Below are 15,382 nucleotides of genomic sequence, written 5' to 3'. Positions count from 1 at the left end.
TGGGCGGGCACGAAGTGCAGGAGGGTGACGGCGTGCCGGCCGATGAGGCGGGCGATGGCGTCCGGATCGCGGTGGGCGCCGGGTGGCGCCAGGACGAGGCGTGCGCCGGTGACGAGGGGCAGGAGGATCTCCCAGACGGCGACGTCGAAGGAGACGGGGGTCTTGTGCAGGATGGTGTCGTGGGCACCGACGCGCAGGTGGTCGGCCATCCAGGCGAGGCGGTTGGCGAGGGCGGCGTGGGTGTTGGCGCAGGCCTTGGGGGTGCCGGTGGAGCCGGAGGTGTGCAGGACGTAGGCGAGCGCGTCCGGGTGGGAGGCTCGGGTGCGGGGCCTGACGGGCCGGGCGCTGTCGTCGTCCGCGTCGGTATCCGGATCGGTGTCCGGATCGGTGTCCGGATCGGCGTCCAGGACGAGGGGCGCTCGCCCTGCGGCGTCGGCGAGGGCGGGGTGTCGGTCGGCGAGTTCGGGCTGGGTGAGGAGGAGGTCGGCCTCTGCGGCGAGGGCGGCGAGGCGGGCTGGGGGCAGTTCGGGGTTGAGGGGGAGGATGGCGGCGCCGGTCCTGAGGACGGCGAGCCAGGCGGCGGGCAGGTCGCAGGTGCGCTCGAGGAGGAGTCCGACGACGCGCTCGGGTCGGGCGCCGGCGCGGGCGAGGCGTCGGGCGATGGCGGTGGCGCGGGCGTCGAGGCCGGCGCGGGTCAGGCTGGTCCGGGCGTCGGTCACCGCGACCGCGTCCGGGTCTTGCGCGAGATGGTCGGCGAAGGCGGCGAGGACGTCGCCGGCGCCGTCCGGATAGGCCCGGGCGGTCGCGTTCGCCGACCCGATCACCGCCCGGTCGGAGGCCGTGAGCGCGCTCGCCGCGTGGAGGGGCCGGTCCGGCGCCGCGACGAGGGCGCGCAGCAGGGCGAGGAACCCGTCGCGCCAGCGCCGGGCGGTGGCGTCCGCGATCAGGCCGGCATCGTACTCGAGCTGGCAATCGATGCCGGTCCCGTCGGCCGCGACGTCGAGGGCGACGTCGAACTTGGCGCTCGCCACGTCGACGTCGATCCGCGCCGCCGCGACCCCCGCGAGGTCGAGGGGGGCGGCATCCCGGCTGGGGCGGAAGTTGAACGCCGCCTGGAAGACCGGCGTGGTCGCGGCGTCGCGCGCGATCCCGGTCTCCGCCACGAGGCGCTCGAAGGGGACGTCGTCCTCAGCCAGGAACGCCATCGCCTCGCCGCGCAGCCGCGCGCAGAGATCGCGGAAGCTCCCGCGCGGATCGAGGCGGACGCGGTAGACCTGCGTGTTGACGAGGAAGCCGACGAGGTCCTGCAACTCGGGGCGGGTGCGGGCGGCGTTCGGCACGCCGACGGCGAAGTCCGTCTGGCCGCCCAGGCGGGCGAGCAGCACCTGCCACGCCGCCAGCAGCGCCACGAAGGGCGGGCACGCCTGCGACCGGCAGAACGCGGCCACCGCGCCGGCGAGGTCGGCGGGCAGGGTGAAGTCGACCCGCCCGCCCGGGCGGTTCGCCAGGGGCTGGCGGGGATAGTCGAGGGGCAGGTCCAGGGCCGGGACGGCGTCGCCGAGGTAGCGGCGCCCGCGCGCGATCGCCGCGGACCCGGCCGCGCCGTCGAACCGGGCGCGCTGCCACGCGGCGAAATCCACGAAGCGCAGGCGCGGGGCGGGCAGCGGCTGCCCGATCCGCGCGGGATCGGCGAGGGCCGCGCGGTAGGCCTGCGCCAGATCCCGGAAGAGCCGCGCCGTCGACCACGCGTCCACCGCGATGTGGTGCATCACCACGAGGAGGACGCGCCCGCCCGCCGGATCCGCCTCCGACAGGACCGCGCGCAGCGGCGGCGCGCGGGTGAGATCGAAGGGGCGGCGGCTCAGAGCGCGCAGCGCCGCGCCCGGGTCACCGTCGAGGGCCGGGACGCGCTCGAGTTCGAACGGCACGTGCGGGTGCAGGATCTGGCGCGGGCCGTCGGCGGTATCCGCCAGCGCCGTGCGCAGGACGTCGTGACAGGCGATCAGGCTCCGGAACGCGCCCTCGAGCGCCGGGACGTCGAGGGGGCCGGTGAGGCGGAAGGCCCGGGCCGAGTGGTAGGCCGGGCTCTCCGGGTCGTAGCGCTGGTGGAACCAGAGCCGCGCCTGCGGGAACGACAGGGGCGCCGGGCCGCCGGCGTGCCGCGGGATGCCGTCGGCCGCCTCGGCGTCCTCCCGCAGCAGGCGGGCGAGGGCCGCGCGCCGCGCCGCGTCGCGCGCGCCGACCCCGGTCACGCGCCCACCCCGGCGAGGCCGGCGCGCTCGGTCTCGCTCAGGCCGGCGAGTTCCAGGCGCAGGCTCGCCGTCTCCTCGATCGCGTCCGGCGGGGCGTAGGTGCCGAGCGCCGCCGCGAGGGTCGCGGGCGTGCTGTGGTCGAATACCAGGCTCGGGGGGATCTCGACCTTGAGCAGCTTGCGGATGCGCGCCGTCAGCTTGATGACGAGGAGCGAGTTGCCGCCGGCCGCGAAGAAGTCGCCCGCGGCCCCGAGGCGCTCCGCCGGGAGGCCCAGCAGCTCCGCCATGGCGTCGGTGAGCACGGTCTCGAGCGCCGTGCGCGGCGGGACGCCCGTGCCCCCGTCCGGATGGGCGTCCGGAGTGGGCAAGGCGGCGCGGTCGATCTTGCCGTTGGCCAGTCGCGGCAGGCTGTCGAGGCGCAGGATCGGGGCGGGCAGCCACGCGGCGGGCAGGGTTTCGGCCAGCGCCGCGAGGAGCGCGGCGGGTGTCCGCTCGGGGTCGGCGACCACGTAGGCCGCGAGTCCGGTCGCGCCGTCCGGCCCTGAGAACGGGCGCACCGCCGCCTGGCTCACGCCGGCGAGGCCCGCCAGCGCGGCCTCAACCTCGCCCGGTTCGACGCGGTGGCCGCGCAGCTTGATCTGGTCGTCGGCCCGCCCGGCGAGCACGAGGCGGCCGCCGGGAAGCAGGCGGGCCCGGTCGCCGGTGCGGTAGAGCCGCCCCGCTCCGAACGGGTTGGGCGAGAACGCGCCCGCGCCGCCGGCCTCCGTGCCCGGAAGGTAGCCGCGGCAGATCTGGGCGCCCCCGAGGTGGAGCACGCCGACCGCGCCGGTCGGCGCGAGCGCGCCCGCCGCGTCGAGGATGTAGGCCTCGCTGCCGGCGAGCACGCGGCTCAGCGGCAGGCTCTCGTCCGGCGGCGCGGTGGCCGCGTCCGGATGCACCAGCACGCCGACGCAGGCCTCGGTGGGACCGTAATGGTTGGCGATCCGCGTCGCCGGCGCCGCCGCCCGGATCCGCCGGACCAGGGCGGCCGGCGTCGGCTCGCCGCCGAGCACCAGCAGGGCGGGCAGCGCGGGGTCCTCGACGCCCTCGAGGAGGGCGGCGAGGTGGGACGGGACCAGTTTCGCGCAGGCGACGGCGTTGCCGCGCAGGAAGCGCGCGAAGGCCGGGCCGTCGGCCATCTCGGCCTCGTCGGCGACCACGAGGCAGGCGCCGAGGCGCAGCGCCGCGAACAGCATGGTGTTGCCGAGGTCGGCCGCCACCGTGGAGGTCAGCGCGAAGCGCCCGTGGCCGGACAGGTCCAGGGCGTCGATGACGGCCTCCGCGTAGGCGCGGATCTGGGCGTGCTCGATCACCACGCCCTTCGGCGTCCCGGACGAGCCGGAGGTGAAGAGCAGGCAGGCCATGTCGGAGGGGTCCCGGGCCTCGGCGGGGTGCCGGGCCTCACCGAGGCCGTCGAGGATCGCCCCGAGGGCGTGCCGGCCGGCCGCGGGGTCGGCCGAGAGCGCCACGGTCAGTGCGGGCCGGGCGAGCGCGATCAGGCGGTCGCGGCGGGCCTGCGGCCAGGCCGGGTCGAGGGGCAGGTAGGCGCCCCCCGCGCGCCAGACCGCGAGGATCGCCACCACGAGGTCGACGGAGCGCGGCAGGTCCAGGGCGACGACGCGCTCGGGACCGACGCCGCGCGCGGCGAACCAGGCGCCGAGGCGCGCGACGCGGTCCTCCAGCGCGGCGTACGACAGGGTGCGGCCGGCGCCGACGAGGGCGGGGGCGTCCGGCGCCGTCGCCGCGTGGCGGGCGACGAGGACCGGAAGGGTCTCCGCCGGCAGGGCGCGGGCGGCCGGGCGGCCGAAGGCGCGCAGGCGCACCTCCTCGCGCGCGCCGACGAGCGGGTAGGTCGCGAAGGGCGTCGCGGCCTTCGCGGGCAGGCGGGCGAGCAGCGTCTCGACCTGATCGAGCAGGGTCTCCAGGGCTTCCACCGCGTAGCGGCGCGGGTCGGCGTGCAAGGTCAGCGCGGCGAGGCGCCCCTCCGCGTCGAGGGCCGGCTCCAGGCAGAGCTCGAACCCGGCGGGTCCGGGCAGGAGCCGGTCCTGCGCGGCCCCCTGAGCCGCGAGCGCGAAGCCGACCGCGGGGCGGCGGTCGCCGCCGGCCGCGTCGAGGGGGCAGAGTTCCTGGAAGGCGCGGTGCTCGTCGAGCCGCGCGGCGAGACCGGCCGCGGCCTCCGAGACGCTGGTCTCCGGCGGGAGGACGAGGCGCAGGGGCAGCGTCTTGGTGAAGACGCCGACCGTGCCGGCGAAGACCGCGTAGTCGCGCCGGCAATCGTGCGCCCAGCCGCCGAGGATCTCCGTCCGCTCGGCGAGGCGCGCCACGAGAAGCCACCACGCGGCCTGGAGCACGGCCTCGGCGCCGGCCGCGGCGAGGTCCGGCCGGGCCAGCGCCCGCGCGAAGGCGTCCGTGACGGCGGCGTCGACGGCCCGACTCAGCCGGATCGCGGCGGCCGGCTCCTTCACCGCGTCGGCGGCCGCCCCGCGGCGATAGGGCAGCCGGAGGGGCGCCGCGCCCGCGCCGATCTGGTCCCGCCAGTAGGCTTGGCCCTCGCCGTCCGCGTCGTCGGCGGCGACCGCCTCGCGCCACTCCGCGTACTGCGCGTAGGTCGCGGTCTCGGGATCGGCGCCGGGTGCCGCGTCGGCCGCGCAGGCGGCCGCGACCTCCGACAGGACGCGGTCGAGGCTGCCGGCATCGACCGCGAGGGCGCTGGCGACGAGGCGCAGCCGCGGCGTCGCGCCCGGCAGGAGGACGGCCGCGAGGGTCTGGCCGCGCTCCGGCGCGAGGCCGACGGTCCCGACGTCTCCCTGCGGCGCGCCGGTATCGAGCGGGATAGCGGGCGCGCCGGCCTCGGCCTGCCGCAGGCCGCGGAAGCCCGGTTCGCGCACGAAGGCGGTCCGCAGGACGTCGTGGCGGGCGGCGACCGCGGCGAGGCCGCGGCGGAGGCGGTCCGCCTCGACCGGCCCGGGCAGGTCGATCTCGGCGACGAGATTCGGCGCGGTGCCGGTCTCGTCGAGGCAGGCGCGCTGCTCGGGGGTCAGCGCCCGGGTCGGCGCCGCCGCGAGGGAGGCCGGCGCCCCGGTCATCGCCGCGCCGGTCATGCCGCCGCTCCCGTGACCGCGCCGCGCTCGACCATGTCGCCCATGGCGACGACGATCCGGCGCGGCCCCTCGTAGGGGTCGCGGGCATGGGCGGCGAGCATGTTGTCGAGCATCACGACGTCGCCGGGGCGCCAGTCGAAGCGCACGGCGATCGCCTCGTAGTGGCGGCCGACCTCGTCCATCACCGCGTCCTCGATCGGCGTACCGTCGCCGTAGAGCACGTCGCGCGGCATCCGCTCCGGCCCCACGAGGCCGAGGAGGTCGGCGCGCACCTCGGGGTCGAGGCAGCGCGGGTGGTGCAGCTGCACCTGGTTGAAGAACGACTTCTCGCCGGTCAGCGGGTGGGTGATCACCGCCGGGCAGCGCGTGCGGGTCTGGAGCGTGTCCGCGTCGAGCCAGGCGAAGTCGACGCCCTCGGCCCGGCAGCGCGCCTCCACGGCCGCGCGATCCTCGGTGTGGAAGAACCGGCGCCAGTCGACGTCGAAGCGCTCCGTGAAGGTGCGGACGTAGATCAGCCCCAGGCGCTCGAAGCGGTCGGCGATCGCCGGCGGCAGCTGCCGGTACAGCGCGCGGCAGTCGACGATGGGCGTCGCGCCGCCCACCGGCGACGGCTGCTGGCAGAAGAACCACTGCTTGCGCGGCCAGGCATGCAGGTGGCTGCTCTCGTTGTGGTAGAGGATCATCTCCCGCTCGGGGTAGGGCGTCGAGCGGTAGGTGTTCTTCCCGCCCTCGTTCTTGGGCAGGTCGCCGTACCCGCCGTAGAGGCCGGGCTGGAGCGCCTCGGCGAAGGCCTCGAATTCCTGCGGGGTCGCGATGCCGAAGCCGCGCAGCAGCAGGCCGGCGTGGCGGCGCAGCTTGCCCTCGACCCAGTCGCGCTGGGCGGTCGCCCAGGCCACCGCGTCGACGTCGGCCGACAGCGGCTCGATCACGAGGGGGAAGTCGCGCCCGGGCGCCAGGGTCGAGAGGCGGGCCGGCTCGCCCGCGGCGGCGGCGGGTTTGCCGGCGCCCAGTCCCTTGAGCTTGTCGAGCTTCGCTTCCAGGCGGCCGGTGCGCGGGAGCGACGGGGCGGTGTTCGACATGACGGGGTCCTCCGGGTCTCGTGAGGGCGGGAGCGCGGGCAGAAGCTCGGGCAGGCCGGGCAGCAGGGTCGGGAGCGGGGCCGCGGGCGCGGCGGCTGCGGCGGAGAGCAGGGCCGCGTAGGCCTCCGCGAGGCGCGCGACGCGTTCGGGGGTGAACAGGGCCGTGGCGAAGACCCACTCGGCCGCGATCCCGCCCCCCGGCGCGGGCGGGTCGAGGAAGAGCGCCATCTCGAACTTCGAGCCGTGCGCGCTGGCCGCCCGGGCCTCGGCCGCGAGCCCCGGGACACCGAAATCGCCGGGCGGCGCGTTCTGCATCACGAACAGGGCCTGGACGAGGGGTGGCCGGGCGCGGGCGCGCGGGATGTCGAGGGCGTCGACGATCCGGTCGAAGGGCAGGGTGGCGTGCTCGAAGGCGGCGAGGACGTCCTCGCGGACGCGCTCGATCAGCGCGGCGAAGGACGGGGCGCCGTCGAGGCGCGCCCGGATCGGCAGCACGTTGACGAAGAAGCCGATCAGCTCGGCCAGCTCGGGGTGCGGCCGGCCCGCGACGTCGGTGCCGACCACGAAGCGTTCGGCCCCGCTCAGCCGATGGAGCAGGGCCTGGAAGCCCGCGAGCAGCACGACGAACGGCGAAGCGCCGCGCGCCCGGCCCAGCTCCGCCAGACGGGCGACCAGCGGCCCCGGCAGTTCGAAGCGGACGGAGCCGCCGGCCTGCGACGGGACCGCCGGCCGCGGCCGGTCCGTCGGCAGGGGCAGCAGGGCGGGCACTTCCGCGAGGTGCCCGCGCCAGAACGCGGTCTCGGCCGCCGCCGCGCGCTCCACGGCCGCCCGGTGCCAGCGCGCGAAATCCGTGTACTGGACGGGGAGGGGCGCCGCCTCCGCGCCGCGATAGGCGGCCCCGAGTTCGGAGAGCAGCACGCCGACCGACCAGCCGTCGCCGACGAGGTGGTGGAGGGCCAGGACGAGGCGGTGATCGTCGGCGGCCAGGCGCAGGAGCCGGGCGCGCAGGAGCGGCGGCACGGCGAGGTCGAACGGCGCGGCCGCCTCCGCGGCCTCGCACGCGGCGACCCGGATCTCGCGGGCGCCCGGATCGAGGCCGGTGAGGTCGTCGACGGGCACGTCGAGGGCGACCGCCTCGGCGATCCGGGGCTCCGGAAGGCCGTCCTCGCCGGTGGGATAGCCGGTGCGCAGCACGGCGTGCCGGGCGACGACCCGGCGCAGGGCCGCGGCGAGCCGGTCGGGCTCCAGCGGGCCTCCGAACCGGATATGTCCGACCATGACGTAGGCGCCGCGCCCGGCCGGGTCGCCGAGCCGCTCGGCCAGCCAGAGCCGCTGCTGGCCGAGCGACAGCAGGGGCGGGCCCGCACGCGGCAGGAGCGCGGGCGCCGGCACCGCGTCGCGGGGCAGCGCGTCGATCCGCGACGCGAGGTCGGCGAGGGTCGGGGCCGCGAACAGGTCGCGCAGCGGCAGGGCGACCCCGAAGGCGGCGCGGACGCGGTCGACGGCGCGCATCGCCAGGAGCGAGTGGCCGCCGAGTTCCAGGAAGCCGCGCCCGCGCGAGACCTCGTCGAGGCCGAGGAGATCGCTCCAGATCGCCGCGAGGGCGCGCTCCGTCGCGCTCCGGGGCCGCTCATGCGGCGACGGGGCACCCTGCGGGCGCCGGTAGAGGTGGAGGGGGGTGAGGTCGCCGGCCGCGAGGCCGTCCCGGCACGCGCCGCGCCGGAGCTTCCCGCTCGTGGTCTTGGGCAGGGTACCCGGCGCCAGCAGGGCCACGAGTTCCGCCGGCTCGGCCAGCACCTCCGCCAGCGCGGCGTCGACCGCGGCGGCGATCTCCGGCGCGCGGGCGGCGGCGCTCCGGCCGATCTCGGCGGCGATCCCGATCGCCTCGCCCGCCGGACCCTCGACCGCGAAGGCCGCGACCCGCCCCGGGCGGAGGGCCGGCACGCGCGCCTCGACCGCCGTCTCCACGTCCTGCGGATAGACGTTGTGGCCGCGCAGGATGATGAGGTCCTTGGCGCGCCCGGTGACGAAGAGCTCGCCGCCGTCCAGGAAGCCGAGGTCCCCGGTCCGCAGCCAGGTCGCGCCGTCGCGGGGCACGAAGGTCGCGCGGGTCGCCTCCGGGTTGTTCCAGTAGCCGCGCGCGACGCAGGGGCCGCTGAGCCAGATCTCGCCGACCGTCCCGTCGGGGCAGGGGAGGCCCGTGCGCGGGTCGACGATCCGCAGGTGCTCGGGCCGGACCGGCCGGCCGCTGCTCGCGAGGGCGGTGCCGGCCTCGTCGGCGACGGCGCGGCCGGCCGCCAGCGCCGCCGGCGCCACGCTCAGCCGGCGCCACGGCGTGCCCAGGGGCTTGGCCGCGACGAGGAGGGTCGCCTCGGCGAGGCCGTAGGCGGGGCTGAGCGCCGTCGGCGCGAAGCCCGCCGCAGCGAAGCGCGCGGCGAAGCGGGTGAGGGTCCGGGGCCGGATCGGCTCGGCACCGCTGTAGGCGACGCGCCACCCGGCGAGGTCGAGCCCCGCCAGCGCGGCGGCGCCGACGCGCTCGCAGGCCAGCCGGTAGGCGAAGTCCGGGCCGCCGCTGATCGTGCCGCCATGCGCGCCGATCGCCTCGAGCCACGAGGCGGGCCGGGCGAGGAAGGCCTGCGGGCTCATCAGCACGAGCGGCGCGCCGGCGAAGATCGGCTCGATCAGCCCCGCGATCAGGCCCATGTCGTGGTAGAGGGGCAGCCAGGAGACGAAGACGTCGTCCGGGCCGGGCGCGATCGCCTCGGCGAGCCAGCGGGCGTTGGCGACGATGTTGCCGTGCGTGACCTCGACGCCCTTGGGATTCGCGGTCGAGCCCGACGTGTACTGCAGGAAGGCGAGGGTGTCGGGCGGGCACGGGACCGGCCGCCACGCCTCCGCCCCGGCGCTGCCGACCGCGTCGACACAGACGATCGCGCTTACGGAGCTGCCCGCGCAGGTCGCCGCCACGGTCTCGCGGTTCGCCCGATCGGTCAGGACGTGGCGCGGTGCCATGTCGGCGATCATCAGGGCGAGGCGGGCCGCGTGGTGCGGATCCCGCGTCTCCGGCGGGAAGGAGGGCACGGCGACGAGGCCCGCGTAGAGGCAGGCGAAGAACGCCACGACGTAGTCCGGCCCGCTCGGCAGGGCGATGAGCGCCCGCGCGCCGGGCTCGGCGTCGCGCTGGAGGCGCGCCGCGAGGGCGCGGACCCGCCGGTCGAGCTCCGCGTAGTCGAGGGACGCCCCGACCGCGCGCCCGTCCGTGAGGAAGCGCAGGGTCAGCCGGTCGGGCGTGGCGTCCGCCCGCTCCCGCAGGATCGCCACGAGGCTGTCGTCCGGCGCGGGCCGGTGGGGCGACGGCGCGCGGTGCGCGCGGCCCACGTGCAGGCTCTCGTGCAGGCTCACGCGCCGGCTCCCGCCTGGCGGCCGCGCGGCGCGGCGGCGCGGTGCTCCACCACGAGGCCGCGCTCGAGCTTCACGACCTGGTCGGCCCGGTCGAACCAGCGGTCGTCGTGGGTGACGACGAGGATCGTCCGCCCCTCGGCAGCGAGCTCTGGGAGGAGCGTCTCGTAGAAGGCCGCCCGGGAGTCGGGATCCTGGTCGGCGGCCCACTCGTCGAAGATCATGACGGGCCGGTCCTCCAGGCAGGCGACCAGGAGGGCGAGCCGCTTGCGCTGGCCCGTCGAGAGATCGCGGGTCGAGAAGACCCCGTCCCGGAGGCTGACGCGGCCGTCGAGGCTGAGGCGCGTCAGCCACGCGCGCGCCTGCGCCTCGCGCGCGGCGTCCGGCCGGCCGAGCAGCGTCTCGAACAGGTGGAAATCGGAGAAGACGGCCGCGACGTGCGCGCGGTAGCCGGCGAGGGCCGCGCCCGCCACCGGGCGGCCGTCCAGGCACAGCGCCCCGCCGGTCGGCGGGTGCAGGCCGGCGATCACCCGGGCGAGGCTGGTCTTGCCGGAGCCGTTGCCGCCGACCAGGAAGGTGATCTCCCCGGGGCGCAGCGTCAGGTCGACCGGGCCGAGGTCGAAGCGGTCGCCGGTCTGCGGATCGGCCCGGTGATGGGTCACGCCCCGCAGGGTCACGGTGGCGTCGCGCCGGGGCGCGGCCGGGCCTGTCCCCGGATCGCCGACCGGCTCGGGCGGCAGCTCGGCGAAGGCCGCCTCGATCCGCCGCGCGCCGACGCGGGCGAGGTTGACGAGCGGCATCGTGTTCAGCACCGCCTCGAGCGGCCCCATCAGGTAGAGCAGGGCGATGACGTACCCGGTCGTCACCGCCGGGCTCTGCGCGCCGGTCCCGGGGACGAACAGCGCGAGCCCGATCAGGGCCAGGAACAGGATGCGGCCCCAGCCCGCCGCCAGCGCGAGGAGGGCGAGGCCGCGCCGGCGGTGGTCGGCGACGCGGGCGATCGCGGTCGCCAGGACCGCGTCGAGGAAGTGGCGCCCCTTCTCCCGGTTGAGGCGCAGCTCCTTGGCGCCGCCGTGCAGCGCCTGGAAATGTCCGACGAGGCGGTCCTGCTCCGCTCCGGCCCGGGCGAGGTGGCGCGTGACGCGGCCGTAGCAGGCGGAGTAGCCCGCGGCCCCCAGGGCGATCGTGAGGGCCGAGGCCAGGAACAGGGGGAACGACAGGTAGCCGAGATAGGCGAGGGTCGCCGCGACCACCGCGCAGTTGGTGACGAGCACGGGCAGCGCCGTGAGGAAGTTGGCGACCTGGTTGGCGTCCTCGGTCACCAGCGCCTGCACCCGGGCGCTCCCCACAGCCTCGAGATCCGCGAACGCGGCGGCCTGGACGCGCGCGGCGATCGCGGACCGGAGATCGGCGAGCCCGCGCTGCCCGAGATCGGCGAAGAGGGCGCGCGAGACGACGAGCGCCGCGCAGGCGAGGAGGGCGGTCGCCGCGAAGGCGGCGACCCGGTCGGCCCGGGCGGGCTCGGACGCGTGGAGCGCCCCGTTGATGAGCACGATCAGGCCCGTCGTGGCGATCCCGCCGACGAGGCTCGCCGCGCCGGCCAGCACGAGCCGGGCGCGGGCGCCCCGCGCGAGGGCGCGCCACAGCGCGGTCCCTGGCGCGGACCCGGGCTCCGCGAAGGCGAACGCCGCTGCCATCACTGCGCGCGGCCGGCTTGCGCCATCGCCACCACGACCTTGCGCGGGCCCTTGAAGGGTGTCCGCGCGTGGGCGGTCAGCATGTTGTCCAGCATCACCACGTCGCCGGACTGCCAGGGGAAGACGACGGTGTGCGCGGCGAGCACGGCGCGGATCGCGTCGAGATCCGCGTCGGGGATCGGGCTGCCGTCGCCGTAGTAGACGTTGCGCGGCAGGTCCGGCTCGTCGACGAGGTCGAGGAGGGTCGCGCGCACCTCCGGCTCGAGGTTCGAGACGTGGAACAGGTGGGCCTGGTTGAACCACACCGGCTCGCCGGTCTCGGGGTGGCGGGCGGTGCCCTGGCAGACCTGCCGGGTGCGGAGGTCGCCGTCCGGCTTCCACTCGCAGGTGATCCCGTGGCCGGCGCAGTACGCCTCGACCGCCCCCCGGTCCTGCGTGCCGAACACCTGCTCCCAGGCCACGTCGAGCCCGTTGCCGTAGTTGCGCACGTACATCAGGCCCCGCTCGGCGAAGCGCGCGCGGATCGGCTCGGGCACGGCGCGGTAGATGGTGCGGCTGTCGGCCAGCGGCGTCTCGCCCCCCTCGGGCGCCGCCTGCTGGCAGTAGAACCAGATCTTCATCGGCCAGTCGCGGGCGTAGGCCTGCTCGTTGTGCAGCGGGATGTGCTGGTGGGGCGGGTACTCGGTCGAGGTGTAGACCCCCTGGGTCACGGCGCTGCGCGGCGTCGAGCCGAACTCGTAGCTCAGGAGGTCGTGGCCGAAGCCCGCCGCGAAGCTGCGGAACGCGTCGGGCCCGTCGAGGCTGAAGCCGCGGAGCAGCAGGCCGCCCGCGGCGTGGAGGTGCGCCTCGGCCGCCGCCCGGATCGCCGGCAGCGCGTCCGCGAGCGCCGCGCCCGCGGCGCCCTCCGGCGGCGTGACCAGGAGCGGCAGAGGACCCTCGTCCCGCAGGGGCTTGGTCACGAGTTCCATCACGGCGTCCTCCATGGTGACATCCCGTTCGTTCGCGCCGCCGGCCCGCGCGCCGCCGATGGGCGGGCGCGGCCGCCTCAGGCCGCGGCCTCGGCCCGCGCGCCGATCCGCCGGCCGACGAGGTCGAGCACCGGCCCCCGCCGCGCGTGGATGAAGAAGTGGTCGCCCTCGAACAGCGCGAGGTCGAAGGGGCCGCGCGTCTCGCGGCCCCAGGCCTCGAGGTCGGCGCGGGCGACGTCGTCCCGCGTCCCGCCGAGCGCCTGGATCGGGCAGTCCAGCGCCGGGCGCGCCGCGTAGGTGTAGGCGCCGCGCAGCCGGAAATCGGCCCGGAGCACCGGCAGCACCAGGGCCATCAGGGCGGGATCGGCCAGCGCCTCCGGCGGCGTCGCGCCGTAGGCGGACAGCGCGTCGCGCAGGTCCGCGTCGCTGCGCGGGCGGCGGAAATACGCCCCGTCGCACACCGCCGGTCCGGCGCATCCGGAGGCGAACAGCGCGCGCGGCGCCGCGATCCCGCGGTCGCGGAGTTCGTGCGCCAGCTCGAAGGCGAGCAGCGCGCCCAGGCTATGCCCGAACAGCGCGTAGGAGCCCGTGACGGAACCGGCGACCTCGTCCGCGAGGCGCCGCGTCAGCGCCCGCGGGTCGGTGCAGGGCGCCTCGCCGATCCGGGAGCCGCGCCCCGGCAGCTCGACGGGCCTGACGTCGACCGCGTCGGGCAGGCCGCGGCGCCACTGCGCGAACACCGCGGCGCTCGCCCCCGCGTAGGGCAGGCAGAACAGCCGGACTCGTCCCGGCACGGTCACGGCCGCGCGCCGCCCGCGTCCCGCTCCTGTGCCTCCATGTGTCGGCGCAGGCTCAGGGGCCGCATGTCGGTCCAGACCTCGTCGATGTAGGCCAGGCAATCGGCCTTCGCGCGCGGATCGCCCACGGCGCGCCACCCTTCGGGGATGTCGCGGTAGCTCGGCCAGATCGAGTATTGCTCCTCGTGATTCACCACCACGTAGAACAGCGTATCTTCGCGATCGAACGCCATCGATGCATCCCGTTCAGGTGAAAGCTGCGAGCAGCCTCGCCAATGAATCAATGAACTTCGCTTGTCGGCGCATAACATGGCCGAAAGATCGCCGGACTCAAGGGCCCTTTTACATATTTGAAATGTTCTAATTTAATTCATTACTGCTCGATCGTCAGAAGTGTTTTCCGGAGACCTTGAATCACTGTGGCGGTTCGCGCTACGCAGTGCGGCCGGCGGGTGCGGCCGGTGGGTGTTTCGTGGTCCGGGGCTTGGCGGGGGACGCGGTCAGTGGCGTGTGCGCGAACCAGCTTCCGGTCGCCTGCGAGCGGTCCCGCCGGGGGGACGCGCGGCTCCCCCGAGGGAGGCGCCGCCCCCGTGCGCCGCGGCGGCGAGGATCGCCGCGCATCCCGGCGCGCACCCCGGCGCGCACCCCGTCGTGCGGACGAGGAGACGATCGGATGACCGCGCGCGCCGCACCGCTCTGCGACGTCATCGGGGTCGGCTTCGGGCCCTCGAACCTCGCCCTGGCGATCGCCCTGGCCGAGACCCCGGCGGCGCGCGGCCTCCGGTACCGCTTCCTGGAGCGGCAGCCGCACTTCCGATGGCACGGCGGCATGCTGCTGCCGGGCAGCGACATGCAGATCTCGTTCCTCAAGGACCTCGTCACGCTCCGCAACCCGACGAGCCCGCTGACCTTCGTGAACTACCTGCACAGCCAGGGTCGACTGCACGATTTCATCGATCTCGGGACGTTTCATCCCAGCCGGATCGAGTTCAACGACTATCTTCGGTGGGTGGCGGACCATTTCGCCGACCGGTGCGACTACGGCGAGACCGCGGTCGCGGTGGAGCCCGGGCCGGGACCGGACGGGACGGTCGAGACCCTGTGGGTCGTCACCCGCGACGCCGCGGGCCGCGAGATCCGCCGCCAGACGCGCGACCTCGCCCTCGCGGTGGGCGGCGCCCCGCACGTGCCCGCCGCCTTCGCCGCCCTGGCGCGCGATCCCCGGCTCTGCCATTCGAGCCGCTACCTCGACCACGTCGACCGGCGCGGCCCGGGCAGCCCGCTCGACCTGTCGCGCCCGGGCGCCCGCGTGGCGGTGATCGGCGGCGGCCAGAGCGCCGCCGAGATCGGCCACGATCTCCACGCCCGCTTCCCGCAGCTGCAGGTCGATCTCGTCTTCCGCGGCCACGCCCTCCGACCGTCGGACGCGACGCCGTTCGTCAACGAGATCTTCCACCCCGACCGCACCGACTTCGTGTACGCGCAGCCGAGCGAGCGGCGGGCGGCGATCGTGCGCAGCTACCGCAACACGAACTACGCGGTGATCGACGCCGACCTGCTCAAGGCGCTCCACGTGATCGTCTACCGGGAGAAGGTCTCCGGGCCGCAGCGCCTGCACCTCCGGCCGCGCAGCGAGATCCTCTCGGCCGTCGGCGACGCAAGCGGGATCAGGCTGCGGACCGTCGACCGCTACGCCGAGGTCGAGGCGGAGCGCAGCTACGACGGCATCGTCCTGGCGACCGGGTACGCGCGCGACCCGAACCCGGCGATCCTCGAGCCGCTCGCGCCCTACCGCGACGGGCCGGACCTGGCGCGCGACTACCGCGTCCCGACCCGCCCCGGCTTCGTCCCGCGCATCTACGTCCAGGGCTACTCGGAGACCTCGCACGGTCTGAGCGACACCCTGCTCTCGGTCCTGCCGGTCCGCGCGCAGGAGATCGTCGACAGCCTGCTCGATCAGGACGGGCACGGGGGCGCGGTCGCCCCGGCGCGCGCGCCCGCCGCCGGCGGGATCCGCGCCTGGGAGCGGCAGGGAGCGCATCCATGAGGC

General features: G+C 76.2%; 8 protein-coding genes. 1 reads left to right on the top strand and 7 read right to left on the bottom strand.

Going from position 1 to position 15,382, the window contains the following annotated elements:
- From BM314_RS25830 to BM314_RS25800, 7 genes are all read right to left on the bottom strand, one after another.
- Positions 1-2,252: condensation domain-containing protein (locus BM314_RS25830; RefSeq protein ID WP_170868186.1), on the bottom strand; the 2,252-nt coding region annotated here is incomplete at its 3' end.
- Positions 2,249-5,392, bottom strand: a complete 3,144-nt coding sequence (locus BM314_RS25825; protein WP_091981181.1) for an amino acid adenylation domain-containing protein — start codon at positions 5,390-5,392, stop codon at positions 2,249-2,251. The genes BM314_RS25830 and BM314_RS25825, both read right to left, overlap by 4 nt.
- Positions 5,389-9,873, bottom strand: a complete 4,485-nt coding sequence (locus tag BM314_RS25820) for a condensation domain-containing protein (protein ID WP_091981179.1) — start codon at positions 9,871-9,873, stop codon at positions 5,389-5,391. The genes BM314_RS25825 and BM314_RS25820 overlap by 4 nt, the downstream gene beginning before the upstream one ends.
- On the bottom strand, positions 9,870-11,567 hold the full coding sequence (locus tag BM314_RS25815) for a cyclic peptide export ABC transporter (RefSeq protein WP_091981176.1): 1,698 nt from the start codon (positions 11,565-11,567) through the stop codon (positions 9,870-9,872). Before BM314_RS25815 ends, BM314_RS25820 begins: the two co-directional genes overlap by 4 nt.
- Positions 11,567-12,550: a TauD/TfdA family dioxygenase gene (locus tag BM314_RS25810; protein ID WP_091981174.1), complete on the bottom strand. Its 984-nt coding sequence runs from the start codon at positions 12,548-12,550 to the stop codon at positions 11,567-11,569. Before BM314_RS25810 ends, BM314_RS25815 begins: the two co-directional genes overlap by 1 nt.
- A gap of 62 nt (positions 12,551-12,612) precedes the next feature.
- Positions 12,613-13,329, bottom strand: a complete 717-nt coding sequence (locus BM314_RS25805) for a thioesterase II family protein (RefSeq protein WP_244540037.1) — start codon at positions 13,327-13,329, stop codon at positions 12,613-12,615.
- A 2-nt stretch (positions 13,330-13,331) separates the two neighbouring features.
- The gene (locus BM314_RS25800) at positions 13,332-13,565 is read right to left on the bottom strand and encodes an MbtH family protein (protein ID WP_091981172.1); all 234 of its coding nucleotides are present in this window, start codon (positions 13,563-13,565) and stop codon (positions 13,332-13,334) included.
- A 440-nt stretch (positions 13,566-14,005) separates the two neighbouring features.
- Here BM314_RS25800 and BM314_RS25795 point away from each other — a divergent pair, with 440 nt between their 5' ends.
- The gene (locus tag BM314_RS25795; RefSeq protein ID WP_056529520.1) at positions 14,006-15,379 is read left to right on the top strand and encodes a lysine N(6)-hydroxylase/L-ornithine N(5)-oxygenase family protein; all 1,374 of its coding nucleotides are present in this window, start codon (positions 14,006-14,008) and stop codon (positions 15,377-15,379) included.
- Positions 15,380-15,382 lie beyond the last annotated feature (3 nt).

Source organism: Methylobacterium sp. 13MFTsu3.1M2 (assembly GCF_900112625.1).
Classification (GTDB): Bacteria; Pseudomonadota; Alphaproteobacteria; order Rhizobiales; family Beijerinckiaceae; genus Methylobacterium.
This window is presented reverse-complemented; position numbering and strand designations above follow the sequence as displayed.